This is a genomic window from Devosia sp. 1566, assembly GCF_004005995.1.
GTDB lineage: Bacteria > Pseudomonadota > Alphaproteobacteria > Rhizobiales > Devosiaceae > Devosia.
On sequence record NZ_CP034767.1, the window covers coordinates 2,333,814 to 2,351,448 of the forward strand.

A 17,635-nucleotide genomic window follows, 5' to 3' on the forward strand; every position below is an offset into this window, starting at 1 on the left:
TCCCTCCAAAATAGCCCGGTTTGACCCGGAGCGTTCTTCGGCCCCCGCCGGTTCACGCAGGTTCGAATTTCAAGAACAGTGTCGAAAGCGGCGGCAAATAGATCTCGGCTTCCGCCGGCCAATGCATGCCCTCGACGGGATAGGCGGTAACAGCACCCTGGTTGCCCGTGTTGCTGCCGGAATACCAACCCGCATCGGTGTTGATACGCTCGACCCACTTGCCGGCAATCGGCATCGGGATCTTGTAGTTGCTGCGCGGCACGGGAGTCATGTTGGAGACCACCAGCACCGGATCGGCGCCCGGGGCCTTGCGCAACCAGGCAAAGACGGAATTGGCGTGGTCGTTGCCAATGACCCACTCAAAGCCCTCCGGCTCGCAATCACGCTCGTGCAGGGCGGGAAGCTGGCGATAGGCAGCATTGAGGTCGGCAACGAGCCGCCGCAGTCCCTCATGCATGCCTGCTTCCAGCAGCCACCAATCCAGCGAATGGGCCTCGGTCCATTCTTCGCGCTGGCCAAACTCCTGCCCCATGAACAAGAGCTTCTTGCCGGGATGCCCCCACATGAAGGCGTAGTAAGCGCGCAGATTGGCAAACTTCTGCCAGTCATCGCCCGGCATTTTCTCGATCAGTGACTTCTTGCCATGCACCACCTCGTCATGGCTGAGCGGCAACACAAAGTTTTCCGTGAACGCGTAGACCGTGCCGAAGGTCATGTCGTTGTGGTGATAGCGACGGTGGATGGTTTCGCGGCTCATGTAACGCAGGGTGTCGTTCATGAACCCCATGTTCCACTTGAACCCGAAGCCCAGCCCGCCCGCATCAACGGGGCGGCTCACCCCGGGCCAGGACGTGGACTCTTCGGCGATCATGAATGTGCCCGGATGAAGCCGATAAGCTTCAGTGTTTACCCGCTGCAGGAACTCGACCGCTTCCAGGTTTTCGTTGCCGCCATGCTGGTTGGGCACCCACTCGCCGGGCTGGCGGGAGTAGTCGAGATAAAGCATCGAGGCGACGGCATCGACGCGCAAGCCGTCAAGGTGGAACTGCTCGAGCCAATAAAGAGCGTTGTTGACCAGGAAGGACACAACCTCGCGCCGGCCAAAATTGTAGATCGCCGTGTTCCAGTCGGGGTGGAAACCCTGACGGGGATCGGCATGCTCGTAGAGCGCGGTGCCGTCGAAATGAGCGAGCCCATGCGCATCGGTGGGGAAGTGCGCGGGCACCCAGTCGAGAATAACACCGATGCCGGCTTCATGAGCGGCATCAACAAAGCGCGCGAAGCCTGCGGGATCGCCGAACCTTGCCGTCGGCGCATAAAGCCCGGTGGGCTGGTAGCCCCAGCTCGGATCGTAGGGATGCTCGGTGATCGGCATCAGCTCGATATGGGTGTAGCCCATATCGGCGGCATAGGGGACAAGCTGCTCGGCAAGCTGTTCATAGGACATGAAGCCGCCATCGGGCTTGCGCCGCCATGAGCCCAGATGCACCTCATAGATGGACATAGGCATGCGCCGCCAATCCTTGGAGCGGCGCTCTTCCATGTATTGGGCATCCGTCCACACGAAGGGCGAGGGATCGGGGACCACGGAAGCGGTGCGCGGGCGCATTTCCGCCTGGCGGGCGTAAGGATCGGCCTTGAGCGGCTGGGTGACGCCGTCGGGACCGACGATCTCGTATTTGTAGAGCGTGCCCGTTCCGAGCACGGGGATGAAGACTTCCCAGACCCCGGTATCTAGCCGCTTGCGCATGGGATGGCGCCGGCCGTCCCATTCGTTGAACGAGCCAACGACGCTCACGCGCTGCGCATTGGGCGCCCAGACAGCAAAGTGAGTGCCATGGATGCCTTCGAATTCCATCTCATGCGCGCCAAGCTTGTCGTAAAGCCTGAGATGGCTGCCTTCGCCGATATAGTAGTCATCGAGCGGGCCGAGTACGGGACCAAAGGAATAGGGATCATAGACATCCCACTCCCCGCCCGCATTGCTTGCCTTATAGCGGATCGGCTGGCGGGCAGCTAGCGGGACCGGGCCTTCAAAGAAACCAGCCGGATGGCTCTGCAACAGTTCACCAAGGAACTCGCCGCCCAGCGTCCAAGCGCTCAGTTTCTCGGCGTGCGGCACGAATGCGCGCAGCACCATCTGTCCGTTACTCTCGTGCAAGCCCAGAAAGGCGAACGGGTCGGCATGACGCCCACCGACGATCGCTTCCACTTCCCGGGCATCTGCCTGCCAGTCCTGCCTGTCCACCCGCGCATCCTTTGTCCGATCACAGCCGGTCAAAGCCGGCTGGACCTCATTGTCTTATTGCATTCATCGGACGCGCTCCGCTGCAACCTAGGTTGCAGCGACGGGCACGCCCCAGATTTCTTCGGCATATTGCTTAATCGTGCGATCCGAAGAGAAAAAGCCTACGCGCGCCGTGTTGCGAATGCCCATGGCATTCCAGCGCGCCTTATCGAGCCACAAGCCATCCACCCGGGCTTGGGCCGCCACATAGGAGTCAAAATCTCTCGCGACCATGAACCAGTCGCGGTCATAAAGCCCGCCGATCAGATCGCCATAGCGATGCGGATCGTCGGGCGAAAACACGCCCGACGCGATCGCTTCGAGGGCTTCCTTGAGTGCTGGCGAACTATCGATGGCCTGGATGGGCGCCTCGTGCCGCGCTCGCTTGTCGTTGACCTCTTCAGTGGACAAGCCAAAGATGACGATGTTTTCCGCGCCAACTTCCTTGTGCATCTCCACATTGGCGCCATCCATGGTGCCAATGGTGATGGCGCCATTGGCCATGAACTTCATGTTGCCGGTGCCCGATGCCTCCATCCCCGCTGTCGAGATCTGCTCAGACAAATCGGCTGCTGGCATGATCACCTCGGCGAGGCTGACATTATAGTTGGGCAGGAAGACCACCTTGAGAAGACCGCGCACCGCCGGATCATTATTGATGACCTTGGCGACGTCGTTGATGAGTTTGATGATGAGCTTGGCGTTCCAGTACCCTGGCGCTGCCTTGCCCGCGAAAATCTTAACGCGGGGCACCCATTCGCGTTCCGGGTGAGCGCGAATTTCCTGATAAGCGGCAACGGCTTGGATGATGTTGAGCAACTGTCGCTTGTACTCGTGGATGCGCTTTACCTGGACGTCGAACACGGCATCCGGTGAGACTACGATGTTCATGCGATCCTTGATCAGGCGGGTCAGCCGATCCTTGTTCCCGCGCTTGACTGCGGCAAACTTATTCTGAAAGCCCCTATCCTCGGCGTGATCAGCGAGCGCCTGGAGCGCATTCACATCATCCAGAAATGCGGGCCCAATGGTTTCGGTGATGAGCTTGGTGAGTTCGGGATTACACTGCATCAGCCAGCGGCGCGGCGTAATGCCATTGGTCTTGTTTGTGATCCGGTCGGGATAAAGCTTGTGCAGATCAGAAAACACCGTCTGCTTCATCAACTCGGTGTGGAGCGCCGACACACCATTGGTGGCATGCGAGCCGACGAAAGCCAACTGGCCCATGCGCACTCGCCGCCCGCTATTCTCATCGATCAACGACAGATTGGCCACCTGCGCATCGCTGAACTCGGCGCTGCGCCGCGCTTCGCCCAGAACTTGGCTGTTGATCTGGTAGATGATCTGCATGTGCCGCGGCAGCATGCGCTCGAGCAAGGCCACCGGCCAGCTTTCCAGCGCTTCGGGCAGCAGGGTGTGGTTGGTGTAGCTGAAGGTTGCCTTGCAGATCGGCCAGGCGACGGACCATTCCAGACCATGCAAATCCACGAGGATGCGCATCATTTCGGCAATCGAAATGGCCGGGTGCGTGTCGTTGAGCTGGATGGCAACCTTGTCCGGCAGGGAATGCAGATCGCCATATTGCTGCAAGTGCCGGCGCACGATGTCCTGCAGGGAAGCCGAGGAGAAGAAAAACTCCTGACGCAGCCGCAACTCCTGCCCGGCGGCGGTCGAGTCAGCGGGGTAGAGCACCCGGGTGATCGCCTCGGCACGTGAGCTTTCCTCGAGCGCCCCGAGATGGTCGCCCGAATTGAACTTGTCGAGGAGGATCGGATCGATCGGCTGGGCGCTCCACAGGCGCAGCGTATTCACCCGCGCTCCGCGCCAGCCTACAATGGGTGTGTCGAAGGCGACGGCAAGGAAATGATCGTTGGGGCGCCATTCCTGGCGCACCGTGCCATCGGGCCCTTCAACCGGCTCAACGATGCCGCCGAAGCCAATTTCATAGGAGCTTTCGCGCCGCTCGAATTCCCAGGGATTGCCGTGGGCGAGCCATTCTTCGGGCAGCTCCACCTGCCAGCCTTCGCTCATTTCCTGGCGGAACAGCCCGTGCACATAGCGGATGCCATAGCCATAGGCAGGGATCTTGAGCGAGGACATCGACTCAAGAAAACACGCGGCAAGCCGGCCCAGGCCACCATTGCCGAGCGCGGCATCGGGCTCCAGATCGATAAGGTCGCCCAAATCGACATTGAGGTTCTTGAGGGCTTCTCGCACCGGCTCAAGCAGGCCCACATTGCTCATGGCGTCGCGCATCAGGCGGCCGATCAGGAACTCGAGGCTGAGATAATAGACCCGCTTGTGGGAGGTGCGCCAGGTTTCGCGCGAGGACTCCATCCAGCGGTCCATCACCCGATCGCGCACCGCCAGAATCGTCGCCGCCAGCCAGTCATGAGGCCGCGCGACAATGGGGTCCTTGCCGACCGAATAGATCAGCCGTTCAAGGATCTCGGCTTCCAATGCCTCCACTGTAGTGGCACGAGGCTGGGGGGTGGGAGCGTCGTAGACGATTGGCTTCTGGGGCATATCGCGATCCGGAATACGTGACGAACAGGTCCCTCTTAGACTTTAGTCTGGCATTTAACCAGTGTTGGTTAAAGCCCTCACTTCGGCGGCACTAACGGGCTCCTCCCACCGAAGACGCTTCTTTAGCGTCTTCGTCGATGTCCTCCTCACGCACGGCAACACCGCTTTCACGCGCCTGATCGACCGCATTGCTGAGCAGCAAGTGGCGCCCTGCCATTTGCGCGCCGCCCACCATCTGCAACTCGAACCGCTGGCTGTCGCGCTCGCGAACGCCCGCCACGACCTGGTCGGCTTCTTCCTGGCTGGCGCCAAGCAGCGTGATCGCCTTGCCGCCAAGGATCAACGAGGACTCGAACAGTTCGCGCTGCTGATACTCGACCCCCGCTTTGACCAGTTCAATGGCGTGCCCGCGGTCGAATGCACGGGCCATGACCTTGGCAAGGGGAAACTCGTCACGCACCAATTCGGCGATGCGCGTTGCACTGGCCTTGTCATTGACGCAAATCAGGATGATCTCGGCATTGTCAGCCCCTGCGGCATGCAGGATATCGAGCCGCGTTCCATCCCCGTAATACACCTTGAAGCCGATCTGCGAGGCAGCCCGGATCATGTCGGTATCATTGTCGATGATCGAGACGGAATGATGCATCGCCAGCAGCGGCTGGCTGGCGATCTGGCCAAAGCGCCCGAAGCCGATGATGAGCACCCTGCCCCGCAGATTGCTCACCCTATCCACCCCGTCCATGGACTGGGTGGTCTTTGGCGTCACAAAACGCAGGCCCGCGATCGCAAAGGGGGTCAGCACCATCGAGATCACGACTGTCGCGGTGAAGATGGAGTTGGTGGGTGCGTCGATGATGCCGGCGGCTGTCGCCGTCGTGTACAACACAAAGGCAAATTCGCCGCCCTGTGACATGAGCACGGCGCGCTCCAGCGCTTCGCCATGGGAGGACCGCAACAGGCGGGCAATCGCATAGATGCCGATGCCCTTGACCAGCATGTAGCAGGCAACGCTGAGCGCAATGATTGCCCAGTTGTCCGCGACAATGCGCAGGTCCAGCGACATCCCGACGGCAAGGAAGAAGAGCCCGAGCAGGATGCCCCGGAACGGCTCCACATCCGCTTCCAGCTGATGCCGGAAGGTCGAGGTCGAGAGCAGCACGCCAGCCAGGAAGGCTCCCATGGCCATGGAAAGCCCGCTCAGCTGAAACAACAAGGCCGCGCCCAGTACCACCAGCAATGCGGCGGCTGTCATGACCTCACGCTGCTTGGTGGAGGCCAGCGCCGCAAAGAGCGGGTTCATGATGCGGCGCCCGAGAAAAATCAGCAGCAGCACGGCGCCAAGCGCGATGGCAATGCTCACCAGGCGGGTACCGAAGCTGTCCGATCCGCCGGAATGGCCGAGCAGCGCCACGATGGCCAGGAGCGGCACGATGGCAAGGTCTTCGAGCAGCAGAACGGAGACCATTTTCTGGCCGCTATCGGTGGCAAGTTCGCCGCGCTCGCCGAGAATTTGCATGACGATGGCCGTCGAGGTCAAAACGAAGCCCATGCCGGCGACAAAGGCCACCGCCGGCGCAAAGCCGAGGAGAATGCCCACCCCCGTCAGCAGCGCGCCGCAGACCAGTACCTGGGCGACCCCCAGGCCAAAGATCTGCTTGCGCAGTGCCCACAACCGCGTCGGCTCCATTTCGAGGCCGATGATGAACAAAAAGAGGACGACGCCGAGCTCGGCGGCCGAAAGCACGGCTTCGGGCTCATGGATGACGCCCAGCACGGACGGGCCAAGCAACAACCCAGCGGCGAGATAGCCCAGCACTGAGCCGAGCCCGATGCGTTTGAACAATGGTACGGCAAACACACCTGCCGCCAGCAGCACCACGATGGGTATCAGGTCCACCCCGTGGCCTGCCGCTTCCGTTACCACGTGTTCCACACTCGATTCCTTGTCTTCGATGAACCCGGACTGTTCGGCAGCAAAGCGACATCCGTCAAGCACATGACGGCATGGCAGCTATTCGGCTATCGCGCCGGGCGCCAGCCGATGTAAGGTTTGGCGCGCCAGGCCCTTGGCGCCACTCAGCTATTCTTCGATCCAACAAAATTCAGGTTCTTCCATGACCCGCAAGATCATCATCGACACCGATCCCGGCCAGGATGATGCTGTCGCCATGCTGCTGGCGCTGGCATCACCTGAGGAACTTGAGGTTGTGGGGGTGGTCGCTGTTGCAGGCAATGTCGGTGTTGCGCAAAACGCCCGCAACGCGCTCAAGGTGGTCGAGCTTTCCGGCCGCAAGGACATTCCCGTGTTCGCCGGCTGCGGCCGCCCCATCCGGCGCCCGCTGATCACGGCCGAGCATGTGCATGGCGAAACCGGCCTCGATGGCCCCGACCTGCCGGCCCCCAAGCTCCTGCTCGAGCGGATGCATGGGGTGGACTTCATCGTAAATACCCTGCTCGCTTCCGAGCCGGGCACGGTAACCCTCTGTGCGCTGGGGCCTCTCACCAATATTGCGATGGCGCTCATCAAGGAGCCGCGGATCGCCGAGCGCATTGCCGAGATCGTCTTGATGGGCGGCGCTTACTTCGAAGTCGGCAACATCACGCCAGCGGCCGAATTCAACATCTATGTTGATCCCGAAGCCGCGGATGTTGTGCTGCGTTGTGGGGCGCCAATCACCATGATGCCGCTCGACGTTACGCATGGCGTACAGTCCACACCGGAGCGGCTCGCCGCCATCCGTGCCCTGGGCAATCGCGCCGGCACGGCGGTGTACGAGATGCTGAGCTTTTCCCAGGATTTCGATTTGCAGAAATATGGCTGGTCAGGCGCGCCGCTGCATGATCCCACGGTGATCGCCTATCTGCTCAAGCCCACCCTGTTCACCGGCCGTCACTGCCATGTTGCGGTTGAAATGGGGAGCGAGCTGACGCGCGGCATGAGCGTGGCCGACTATTGGCACGTCACCGGCAAGCCAGCCAATGTGCAGTTCATGCGCCACGCCGATGCCGATGGCTTTTATGCCTTGCTGGCCGAACGGCTGGCCCGGCTACCCTGATCCTTGCCGGTCATGCAGAATTGAGCGGACTCCTGCGCGCTTCTTGCGCATCGCGCTTGCCTTGCCGACGGCTTATGCCTAGCTGGCATCATGCAGTTTGAAGTGACCCATGCCCGCTATTCGGCCGAGCACCGGCGGCTGCATTTCACCGCGTCGGGCATCCGCAACGGCGTGAGTTTCACCGTTGTCAGCGATGTGCTTTGCCTGCGTGATCCCTCCACCCCCGAGAACGTGCATCTGGCGGCGCTGCTCAAGCTCACCGAACTGTTCAGCCGCCCCAGTGCCTCTGGGCGCTGAGCCCCAGCTCCAGCACCCAACGTCAGACCCTGACGGAAGTGTCACTTCCTTGGCAGTTGACCCTTTCGGCCCTCCCGACACTTTGCTACACACCCAGCCGGGGCCTATAGCTCAATGGTTAGAGCCGACCGCTCATAACGGTCTGGTTCCAGGTTCGAGTCCTGGTGGGCCCACCATTCTATTCAAGTACTTAGAGTTAGGCCCTTCGGGTCGGTCTGGCTCGGATACGGTCGGACCTTGCGCTTTCGCGCGGCTCCCCCAACACATCGATGATATAGAGTTCGCGCAGGGCAACGAGCAGCACCACCGTCAGCGGCACGCCCAGGACAATTCCCAGTGGTCCGAACAGCAGTGCCAAACCTACCACCGAAAATAGCGCGACGACTGGCGGCACCTCCACCGTCCGTTTCTGGAGGAGCGGCATGAGAATATTGCCCTCGCTTTGCTGGATGAGGACGTAAGCCGCTAAGACCCACCAGAAGGTGCTGACGCCCTGAGTAATGGCGGCCAACCCAAGTGGAACATAGGCGACGATGGCGCCGACATAAGGCACGAACTCCAGCAGACCTGCAATCAGCCCCAGGGCCAGCGCGGAGGGAACTCCGAACATGGCGAGAACCGCAGCGGTTGCACCGCCGATAATCACCATGGCAATCACCTGCCCCGCCAGCCAATGTTGCAGTGACCGTGCCGCCAGATTGAGCGTTTGGCGCAGCCGCTCGCGTCGGGACCGGGGCACCAGCAAGAGGGCCCCTTCCCGATGACCCTGTGGATCAAGTGCCAGAAAGACGCCGCCGGCCACGACAAGGATGCTGGATGATACCGTGCTGAACACACTCGGCACATAGCCCAGAGCGTCCTGGAGCCAACTGGTGTAGTCAGCATGGGCGACCCATTGCTGCACATCCAGGCCAAATCGGGTTTTCAGTTCAGATGCCACCAAGGGAACTGCGTCATGCAGGGTCGAGACTTGCTCGACCACCTGAGCGCCCATCAGCCAGACCAGGCCGACAACGAGGGCGACAATGATCAGGCAAGCGACTGCCACCGACCCTTTGAGACGGAGCGGCAGGATTTTGCGCACCAGTTCGGCCACGCTCCAGATGATCACTGCCAACAGGATCGCCGCGAAAAACAGCAGCAAGATCTGGCGCAGGAACCATGCGATGAGCATCAGGCCAACAACCGCGCCGATCACCAGAGCATAGAGCGCGACCTGGGCTGGACCGGTCTGGATCGGCGCGGGAGTGGGGGTGGTTTGCTGGTCGCTCATGGCTGAACCCTGCAAACGAAAGTCAAACGCTGCGACGAGCGGTTTGTATCCGGGCGGGAAAGCAGCGCTTTTTAGCGGTCCTGGAAAGCGACACCTGCAGGCGAAGCGCAGTTGGCCCACTATTGGCCGAACCGAACGTCAGCTGATTCCCAAGCGCATGGTCATTGCTGATCAAGACCGGAGATCAACAATGACCGCCTCCAGGCCGCGAGCGGCGAAAGCCGCCAGCACGCCGCCTTTGAAGCCTGCTAAGCCGCCGAGGCCTTTGGCTCGACTCGGGCCACCATCGCCTTGCGGCCATTGGCGATGCGTTGGGCGATAACGGCGCAGACCAGAAGCTGGATCTGGTGGAAGATCATCACGGGAAGGATGATCAGGCTCACGGCTTGCCCGGCAAACAGGATATTGGCCATGGGCAACCCGCTCGCGAGGCTTTTCTTGGAGCCGCAGAACAGCAGCACCAAGCGGTCCTCCTGCGACAAGCCGCAGGCCTTCCCGACATAGACTGTGCCGATCATCACCACGGCAAGAAGAAGGGAGCTGATCAGCATGAGAATGAGGATCGCCACCCAATCCACCTGACTCCAGATGCCGGCCACCATGCCCGCGCTGAAGGCGGAATAAACGATCAACAGGATCGAGCCACGATCAACGATCGAAGTCAGCAGCTTATGCTTTTGCACCCAAGGTCCAATCAGCGGACGGGCCATTTGCCCAAGAAAGAAGGGCAGCAGAATCTGCACGCCGATGCTCAGCATGGCGCTGGCATCAACCCCATGCCCGCCGGTGTGCAGGAGTAGCGCTGTGAGCGCCGGGGTGATGAAGACACCCAACAGGTTCGACACCGATGCCGCGCAGACTGCAGCGGGCACATTGCCACCGGCGATGGACGTAAAGGCGATGGAAGACTGCACCGTTGACGGCAGGAGGCTGAGATAAAGCAGCCCCATTACGATTTCCGGCTGCAGCACCGAGCCCAGCGCGGTCGACGCAAGAAGGCCCAGCAACGGGAAAGCGATGAAGGTGAACGCAAACACCAGCAGCTGCAGCCGCCAATTGGAGATGCCCGCCACAATGGCCGAGGTATTGAGCTTGGCACCATACAAAAAGAACAGCAGCATTACGGCGAAATAGGAGGCCTTCGAAACCACCTCCGCCCCAAAACCACGCGCCGGCAACAGCGACGCGAGGACCACCATGCCGATCAGCAGCACCATGTAAATATCAATGCCGAGGCTTTTGAGTCGCGTGGAAAATGCCATTGAAGTCGCCGAATTGGTTGGGCCGCAGAAGCGCGCCGGAAGGAATGAGAAGAAAGAGAGGTTAGTCTGGCTCGAAGCTCGAAACGTGATTCAGCGCGATCACCCACCGCCCGTTCCGCTTACGCATCAGCCTTGTATTAATGCCCTGCTGTGCCTCGCGCGGCCGCGACAGGCGGTAGGAACTGATGAGTTGGGCCGCATCGGGTGCAAGCATCTCGATGCGAATATTGGAGAACTCAAGCTCGCCACGCATCTCGGGGGCCGCGCCATAATCGCGGATATAATGGTCGAGCGTTGCCTGCCAGTCGCGCTGCATGCGCCCGCGGGAGACGAAGACCACGTCAGGGTTGGCGAAGCCAGCCATGTAGCCGTGGAAATCACCGTGATTCCAAGCAGCTTGCATGTCGGCAATTACGGTGCGGATGGCGGCTTCGTCTTTGGAATGGGACATTGTGGGGTCTTGTTCAAGCGGGTGAAAGGGTGGAATGGCTGGCGCCGCTGTCCTGGACCTGCCGGCGGATCAGCACTTCCTGGGCCGCCGAAACAAGATGGCGCCGCAGGGCGGTTTCGGCCGCACGCGCGTCCTGATCGAGGATCGCATCGACAATCTGCTGATGCTCGATGCAGGACCGCTTGAGCCGGCCGGTATCCTTGAGCTGATACTTGCGGAACGGAGCAAGTTTGACGCGCAGGGCCTGGGCTATCCCAGCCAGATCGCTGTTGTGACTGCCCTGGAATAACAGCTCGTGGAACGCGGCGTTGGCGGTGTCGTAGCCGCCGTGATCGCCCGCTTCAGCCAGGGCATTCATCTGCTGATGCAGGCGCTCGAGTTCGGCGCGCTCGCTCATGGTCATGCGCTGGGACGAGAGGCGGCCGCAGGTGGCCTCCATCTCGGCCATGGCCTCGAACATCTGGTCGATGCGCTCGGCCGAAATCTGCACCACCAGAACGCCCTTGTAGGGGACGCGCTCGGCAAGCGAGCGGCCACACAAGATATGGAGGGCCTCGCGAACGGGGGTGCGCGAAATGCCGAATCGCTCCGCAATGGAGCTCTCATCCAGACGAGATCCCGCCGGGATGATCCCGGCGATAATTTCCTCTTCGAGTTCCTCCGCAACCACATGGCTGTGGACCTTGCGCGTCTCCAGCATCGTGCTCCTCCTTCGCGGACCCTCTTGGCACCGCGGCATTCTTGCATTGGTGAATTATGCAACAGCCTTGCAATGTGCGCAAACAATATACAGTATGCGGCTTTGTCCCCCCCGGGGTTGGGGCTGCACAGCTGTATCGTATACAATACTCACAGCTGAGACGAGTTTTGTCCACAGCGCCTCAAGGGCGTATCCGAGAAGCTGAAGGGAAAAGATGAGCTTTACAACACGTCCGGAACTGCGCGGTACGTTTGGGGGGGTGTCCACCACCCACTGGCTCGCATCAGCGACGGGAATGGCGATTCTCGAAAAAGGTCACACAGCCTTTGACGCCGCTGTTGCGGCGGGCTTTGTGCTGCAGATCGTGGAGCCGCATCTGAACGGCCCCGCGGGCGAAGTTCCAATTCTGGTAACGCCCGCCGGCGCCTCCGAGCCGATCGTGATTTCCGGGCAAGGCCCCTCTCCCGCCAAGGCAACGCTGGACTATTTTCGCGAGCTTGGCCTGACCGTTGTTCCGGGCACTGGCATGCTGCCGGCCTGCGTGCCGGGTGCGTTCGGTGCCTGGCTGACGCTGCTGCGCGATTTCGGCACCGCCGAGCTCGAGGATGTGCTGGCGCCCGCCATTTATTACGCCGCCAATGGCCACCCGCTGGTGCCGCGCATCGCCAATACCATCGCCTCCATGCGCGAACTGTTCACCACCCATTGGCCGACCTCGGCGGAACTCTACCTGCCGGATGGCGTGGCGCCCCAGGCGGGCAAACTGTTCCGCAATCCACAAGTGGCGGCGCTTTATACCCGCATCCTGGAGAACTCCAGCAAGGCGCCCACGCGAGAGGCGCGCATCAATGCGGCCCTCGATTTCTGGTACAAGGGACCGGTGGCCGAGCAGATCGACCAGTTCTGTGCCAGCCAAAGCGTTTGGGACGTTTCGGGCACCACCCATAAGGGCCTGCTGACCGCCGATGACATGGCCAACTGGGCGCCGCAGATCGAAAAGCCCGTTTCAGTCACCTATGGCGATTATGAAGTCTTCAAATGCGGAGCCTGGTCGCAGGGGCCAGTGCTGCTGCAGATGCTGCAGCTGCTCAAGGGCACGGGCATCGACAAAGTCGACACGCTCGGCCCCGACTTCGTGCACCTGGTGGTGGAAAGCGCCAAGCTCGCCATGGCCGACCGCGAAGCCTGGTATGGCGACAGCCCCGATGTGCCACTGACCGCGCTGCTCTCCGATGCTTATGCCGATGAGCGCCGCCAGCTGATCGGCGACACGGCCTCGATGGAGGTCCGTCCGGGCTCCCCCGAGGGACGCAATTCCGCCCTGCCGCCGCTGCGCCCTGTGGGCACGATCCCCCAGCCGGGCATCGGCGGTGGCGAGCCGACCGTTGCGCGCGATGTGCTGTTGCCCACCGATAAGCAGGGCGAACCCGCCCTCACCCGCGATGGCGCCCAGCGCGGCGACACCGTGCAGGTGAGCGCGGTGGATCGCTGGGGCAACATGGTTTCCGCCACGCCGTCGGGCGGCTGGCTGCAGTCGAGCCCGGTTATTCCAGGTCTCGGCTTTGGGCTCACGACGCGCGGACAGATGTTCTGGCTCGATGAGGGTCTCAATTCCAGCATGGCGCCGGGTGTGCGGCCGCGCACGACACTGACGCCCTCCATGGTGTTCCGCGACGGCGTTCCTTATCTCGCCTTCGGCACTCCTGGCGGCGACCAGCAGGATCAGTGGCAGCTCATCATGCTGCTGCGCCACATCCATGGCGGCATGAACCTGCAGGAAGCTATCGACGCGCCCAGCTTCCATACCGACCATCTGCCCAGCTCCTTCTGGCCACGCGAGATCAGCCTTGGCGCCGTGACCCTCGAGTCGCGCTATTCGGCGGAAACGCAGGCGGAACTGGAACGGCGCGGTCACAAGATCACCTTGGGCGACGCCTGGTCAGAAGGCCGGCTCAGCGCCGTGGCCCGGGAGATGGACGGCACGACGCAACTCATCAAGGCGGCAGCCAATCCGAGGGGAATGCAGGGCTACGCAATCGCCCGCTAGCCGCCAATTGCAACCAGTGGAGAGAAGACACCAATGACACTAAAGCCCTTACACATCGCCGTGATGGCGAGCCTTGCCCTGACGGGCATCGCTGCCGCGCCGGCTCAGGCACAGTCAGTGCTCAATATCGGCCTGCAGGATGATCCCGATACCCTCGATCCGGCAACCAACTGGAGCTTTGTGGGCCGCCACGTGCTGCAGTCGCTGTGCGACAAGATCGTCGACATCGACGCGCAGGGCCAGATCGCGCCTATGCTGGCCACCAGCTGGGAATGGAATGCCGACAGCACCGCGCTGACCCTTACCATCCGCGAAGACGCCACCTTCCATGATGGCGAGAAGGTCGATGCCGAAGCGATCAAGTACAATCTCGATCGCGCACTGACCATGGAAGCCTCGCGCCGCAAGTCCGAGATCAGCAGCATCGCCAATATCGAGGTGCTCGGCCCCTATCAGCTCCAGATCAATCTGAGCGAGCCTTCAGTGCCGCTGCTCGCCGCGCTGACCGATCGTGCCGGCATGATCATCAGCCCCAAGGCCGGCGAAGAGCTGGGTGAGAACTTCACCAACAGCCCCGTCTGCTCGGGCCCCTACAAGTTCGTGGAGCACATCGCCCAGGACCGCATCGTCCTCGAAAAATTCGCCGAATACCACGACGCCGACAACTACCACTTCGATCGCCTGGTCTATCGTGGCATGCCCGATGGCAATGTGCGCCTGCTCAACCTGCGCTCGGGCCAGATGGACCTGATCGAGCGCCTTGCGGCGACCGACGTTCCGGCGGTTCAGGGCGAAAGCAACCTCGCGGTCGCTCCCGTCGTGGGCCTGGGCTACTATGGGGTGACCTTCAATATTACTGGTTCGGGCGCCGACCTCGACGCCGGCAAGCAGGCCGCTGTGCGCGAAGCCTTCAGCCTCGCCATTGACCGCGACGCTATCAATCAGGTGGTGTTTGAAGGCCAGTTCACCACGGGCAATCAGCCCTTCCCGCCCAGCAGCCCGTACTACGACCAGAACTACCCCATCCCCGCTCGCGACCTTGACGCTGCCCGCGCCAAGATGGCCGAAGCCGGCGTGAGCTCGGTTGATGTGGAACTGCTGGTGCCCACCGACGCCGAGCGTCAGCAGGTCGCCCAGATCATCCAGGCCATGGTTGGTGAAGTCGGCATCAATGTCGAAATCAAGCCGACCGAGCTGATGACCCTGCTCGACATCGCCCGCGAAGGCGCCTTTGAAGCTCACCTTGTGGGCTGGAGCGGCCGCGTCGATCCGGACCTCAACATCACGCCCATGCTCGCTTGCGGTGCAGCCGGCAATGATGCGCACTACTGCAACGAGGAACTGGACGCGATCATGACCGAAGCGCGCGCTGTCGGGGACACCGAAACGCGCAAGGCCAAATACGCCCAGGCCATCGAGATCCTGCTGCGCGATCTGCCGATCGTTTATCTCTACCACTCGCAGTGGATCTTCGCCCACAACGCCAATCTGTCCGGCTTCCAGCCCTTCCCCGACGGCATCATCCGTCTGGGTGGCGTCAGCCGGCAGGACTAAGCAACAGGCATTACCGCTGCAATGAGCACGCCCACTCCGCTACAGACGCTGTCAGCCCGCCCAGAAGAACGGGCTGACCCTGCCACCAACCCGGTTCTCGAGGTCAACGATCTGCACGTCGTATTTGCCGGCGAAGATCGCACCGTAACCGCGGTGGATGGCGTGAGCTTTGTTGTCCGAAAGGGCCGCACGCTCGCCATCGTGGGTGAGTCAGGCAGCGGCAAGAGCGTGACCTCGCTAGCGGTAATGCGCCTCCTGCCCCAAGACAGCGCCCGCATCTCGGGCGCTGTCAATTTCGCCGGCCGCGAACTCCTGGGGGAACCGCACGGGACCATTCGCGACCTGCGCGGCAATCGCATCGCCATGATCTTCCAGGAGCCGATGACCTCGCTGAACCCCTCCTATACCGTCGGGGACCAGATCAGCGAAGCCATCCTACGCCACCGTAAAGTATCCAAACAGGCGGCTGCGGAACGCACGATTGAGATGCTGCGCCTTGTGCGCATCCCCTCGCCCGAAACCCGCTACCACCAATATCCGCATAATCTGTCGGGCGGCATGCGCCAGCGCGTGATGATCGCCATGGCCCTCGCCTGCGATCCCGAACTGCTGATTGCCGACGAACCCACCACGGCGCTAGACGTCACCATCCAGGCGCAGGTGCTCGAACTGATGGGCGAGCTGCAGGAGAAAACCGGCACCGCCATCATCCTCATCACCCATGATCTGGGCGTTGTGGCCGAAGCCTGCGACGACGTGATCGTCATGTATGCCGGCCAGGTGGTCGAGCAATGCTCGGTTGAGCAGCTCTTCGCCTTTCCCGAACACCCTTATACCGTTGGCCTGCTCGGCTCCCTTCCCCGGCTTGATGGTAAGCGCGAGCGCCTGACGGCGATCAGCGGGACCGTGCCCGACATGGCCAATCCGCCGAGCGGCTGCCGCTTCCGCGCCCGGTGCCCCTTCAGCATCGACAAATGCGCCGAGATGCCGGACCTGCTGGAAGTCTCGCCGGGCCATTTCAGCCGCTGCTGGCGCACTCCGCTGGAGAACCTCGTCCCATGACCGCCTCCACCCTTTCAGCCCAGACTGCGCCGGCCGTTCACCCGATTGTCGAAATCCGCGGCATCGAAAAGCAGTTCGTCGCCAAGCGCAGCTTCCTGGGTCGCCCGCTGGCCAGCGTCAAAGCCGTTGACGACGTGTCGTTGGCGCTGATGCCGGGCGAAATCCTCGCCATTGTCGGCGAATCCGGTTGCGGCAAATCCACGGTCGGGCGCCTGCTGATGCGCCTGATCGAGCCGACCGCCGGGCAGGTCTGGATCGACGGGGAAGATGTCACCAAGCTCGGCCACGCCGCCATGCGCCGCCGCCGGCACAAGGTGCAGCTGATCTTCCAGGATCCCTATGCCTCGCTCAATCCGCGCATGACCATCGGCCAGACCATTGCCGAACCGCTGATGCTGCACAATGTGGTGCCTGCCAATCAGCGCCGCCAGCGCGTCGCCGAACTGCTGGAAATGGTTGGCCTTCGTCCCGAACAGGCCAACCGTTATCCGCACGAGTTCTCCGGCGGCCAGCGCCAGCGCGTCGTGATTGCCCGCGCCCTCGCCTCCGAGCCGCGCGCCATCATCTGCGACGAAGCCGTCTCAGCCCTCGACGTCTCCATCCAGGCCCAGATTCTCAATTTGCTCAAGGATTTGCAGAAGCGACTTGGACTGGCGCTGGTGTTCATTTCCCACGATCTGGGCGTGGTCAAGCACATCGCCGATCGCGTTGCCGTCATGTATTTGGGCAAGCTCGTGGAGATCGGGACCGCCGACATGATCTTTGGCGCCCCGCGCCACCCTTATACTCGTGCGCTGCTGGCCGCGATCCCCGTCGCCGCGCCCACCAAGCGCGAAACCAGTGCCGCGACCCTGCAGGGCGATCTGCCCAGCCCGCTGGCGCCCCCGCAGGGCTGCCGCTTGCACACCCGCTGCCCCCATGCCCGCCCCGCTTGCAAGGAGGTGGACATGCGCCTTGATGTTGAGCCCAATGGCCACGCCAATGCCTGTGCCTTCTGGCGTGAACTGCCCGATCCCGGCCCGTTGACCCGGACTGACGCCAGCCGCAATCCCAAGCTCGAGCAGCTCTTTGCTGCCTTCGAGACGGCCGCGCTTGCCGCAGCCGGGAGGAACTAGAA

13 protein-coding genes and 1 tRNA gene are annotated in these 17,635 nt (G+C 62.0%); 7 read left to right on the forward strand and 7 right to left on the reverse strand.

The window, feature by feature from the left end; translation table 11 throughout:
- Nucleotides 1-52: 52 nt before the first annotated feature.
- The 3 genes from glgB to ELX51_RS11295 all read right to left on the reverse strand — a co-directional run bounded on the left by glgB (nucleotide 53) and on the right by ELX51_RS11295 (nucleotide 6,740).
- Nucleotides 53-2,248 (reverse strand): 1,4-alpha-glucan branching protein GlgB, encoded by a 2,196-nt coding sequence (gene glgB / locus ELX51_RS11285; RefSeq protein WP_248305100.1) that lies wholly within the window; start codon nucleotides 2,246-2,248, stop codon nucleotides 53-55.
- A gap of 87 nt (nucleotides 2,249-2,335) precedes the next feature.
- On the reverse strand, nucleotides 2,336-4,813 hold the full coding sequence (locus ELX51_RS11290; protein WP_127753610.1) for a glycogen/starch/alpha-glucan phosphorylase: 2,478 nt from the start codon (nucleotides 4,811-4,813) through the stop codon (nucleotides 2,336-2,338).
- Between the two features lie 91 nt (nucleotides 4,814-4,904).
- Entirely contained in the window at nucleotides 4,905-6,740 is a 1,836-nt protein-coding gene (locus ELX51_RS11295; RefSeq protein ID WP_127755263.1) for a monovalent cation:proton antiporter-2 (CPA2) family protein, read from the reverse strand.
- 190 nt (nucleotides 6,741-6,930) lie between these two features.
- Between ELX51_RS11295 and ELX51_RS11300 the strand changes: the two genes are divergently transcribed.
- The 3 genes from ELX51_RS11300 to ELX51_RS11310 all read left to right on the forward strand — a co-directional run bounded on the left by ELX51_RS11300 (nucleotide 6,931) and on the right by ELX51_RS11310 (nucleotide 8,345).
- Nucleotides 6,931-7,872 (forward strand): nucleoside hydrolase, encoded by a 942-nt coding sequence (locus tag ELX51_RS11300; RefSeq protein WP_127753611.1) that lies wholly within the window; start codon nucleotides 6,931-6,933, stop codon nucleotides 7,870-7,872.
- Between the two features lie 90 nt (nucleotides 7,873-7,962).
- Nucleotides 7,963-8,169, forward strand: a complete 207-nt coding sequence (locus ELX51_RS11305; RefSeq protein ID WP_127753612.1) for a hypothetical protein — start codon at nucleotides 7,963-7,965, stop codon at nucleotides 8,167-8,169.
- 100 nt (nucleotides 8,170-8,269) lie between these two features.
- Nucleotides 8,270-8,345, forward strand: a tRNA-Ile gene (locus tag ELX51_RS11310).
- A gap of 20 nt (nucleotides 8,346-8,365) precedes the next feature.
- Here ELX51_RS11310 and ELX51_RS11315 read toward each other — a convergent pair.
- The 4 genes from ELX51_RS11315 to ELX51_RS11330 form a co-directional block, all read right to left on the reverse strand.
- Nucleotides 8,366-9,442 carry an AI-2E family transporter gene (locus tag ELX51_RS11315; protein ID WP_127753613.1) on the reverse strand — a complete coding sequence of 359 codons (1,077 nt, stop codon included), beginning with the start codon at nucleotides 9,440-9,442 and terminating at the stop codon, nucleotides 8,366-8,368.
- A gap of 248 nt (nucleotides 9,443-9,690) precedes the next feature.
- Complete coding sequence (locus ELX51_RS11320) at nucleotides 9,691-10,704, reverse strand: bile acid:sodium symporter family protein (RefSeq protein WP_127753614.1); 1,014 nt, start codon at nucleotides 10,702-10,704, stop codon at nucleotides 9,691-9,693.
- 61 nt (nucleotides 10,705-10,765) lie between these two features.
- Nucleotides 10,766-11,155, reverse strand: coding sequence for a nuclear transport factor 2 family protein (locus tag ELX51_RS11325; protein WP_127753615.1), 390 nt, complete (start codon nucleotides 11,153-11,155; stop codon nucleotides 10,766-10,768).
- A gap of 13 nt (nucleotides 11,156-11,168) precedes the next feature.
- Nucleotides 11,169-11,855 carry a GntR family transcriptional regulator gene (locus ELX51_RS11330; RefSeq protein ID WP_127753616.1) on the reverse strand — a complete coding sequence of 229 codons (687 nt, stop codon included), beginning with the start codon at nucleotides 11,853-11,855 and terminating at the stop codon, nucleotides 11,169-11,171.
- 214 nt (nucleotides 11,856-12,069) lie between these two features.
- Between ELX51_RS11330 and ELX51_RS11335 the strand changes: the two genes are divergently transcribed.
- The 4 genes from ELX51_RS11335 to ELX51_RS11350 are packed head-to-tail and all read left to right on the forward strand — an operon-like array spanning nucleotide 12,070 to nucleotide 17,633.
- Complete coding sequence (locus ELX51_RS11335) at nucleotides 12,070-13,902, forward strand: gamma-glutamyltransferase family protein (RefSeq protein ID WP_127753617.1); 1,833 nt, start codon at nucleotides 12,070-12,072, stop codon at nucleotides 13,900-13,902.
- A gap of 33 nt (nucleotides 13,903-13,935) precedes the next feature.
- The gene (locus tag ELX51_RS11340) at nucleotides 13,936-15,456 is read left to right on the forward strand and encodes an ABC transporter substrate-binding protein (protein ID WP_127753618.1); all 1,521 of its coding nucleotides are present in this window, start codon (nucleotides 13,936-13,938) and stop codon (nucleotides 15,454-15,456) included.
- Nucleotides 15,457-15,477: 21 nt separating this feature from the next.
- A complete protein-coding gene (locus ELX51_RS11345; protein ID WP_127753619.1) occupies nucleotides 15,478-16,518 on the forward strand; it encodes an ABC transporter ATP-binding protein in 1,041 nt (346 codons plus the stop codon).
- Complete coding sequence (locus ELX51_RS11350; protein WP_127753620.1) at nucleotides 16,515-17,633, forward strand: oligopeptide/dipeptide ABC transporter ATP-binding protein; 1,119 nt, start codon at nucleotides 16,515-16,517, stop codon at nucleotides 17,631-17,633. The genes ELX51_RS11345 and ELX51_RS11350 overlap by 4 nt, the downstream gene beginning before the upstream one ends.
- Nucleotides 17,634-17,635 lie beyond the last annotated feature (2 nt).

Coding starts and splice junctions, on each gene's coding strand:
- ELX51_RS11290 (WP_127753610.1), bottom strand. CDS start 4,813: ATGCCCCAGAAGCCAATCGTCTACGACGCTCCCACCCCCCAGCCTCGT.
- ELX51_RS11300 (WP_127753611.1), top strand. CDS start 6,931: ATGACCCGCAAGATCATCATCGACACCGATCCCGGCCAGGATGATGCT.
- ELX51_RS11305 (WP_127753612.1), top strand. CDS start 7,963: ATGCAGTTTGAAGTGACCCATGCCCGCTATTCGGCCGAGCACCGGCGG.
- ELX51_RS11315 (WP_127753613.1), bottom strand. CDS start 9,442: ATGAGCGACCAGCAAACCACCCCCACTCCCGCGCCGATCCAGACCGGT.
- ELX51_RS11320 (WP_127753614.1), bottom strand. CDS start 10,704: ATGGCATTTTCCACGCGACTCAAAAGCCTCGGCATTGATATTTACATG.
- ELX51_RS11325 (WP_127753615.1), bottom strand. CDS start 11,155: ATGTCCCATTCCAAAGACGAAGCCGCCATCCGCACCGTAATTGCCGAC.
- ELX51_RS11330 (WP_127753616.1), bottom strand. CDS start 11,855: ATGCTGGAGACGCGCAAGGTCCACAGCCATGTGGTTGCGGAGGAACTC.
- ELX51_RS11335 (WP_127753617.1), top strand. CDS start 12,070: ATGAGCTTTACAACACGTCCGGAACTGCGCGGTACGTTTGGGGGGGTG.
- ELX51_RS11340 (WP_127753618.1), top strand. CDS start 13,936: ATGACACTAAAGCCCTTACACATCGCCGTGATGGCGAGCCTTGCCCTG.
- ELX51_RS11345 (WP_127753619.1), top strand. CDS start 15,478: ATGAGCACGCCCACTCCGCTACAGACGCTGTCAGCCCGCCCAGAAGAA.
- ELX51_RS11350 (WP_127753620.1), top strand. CDS start 16,515: ATGACCGCCTCCACCCTTTCAGCCCAGACTGCGCCGGCCGTTCACCCG.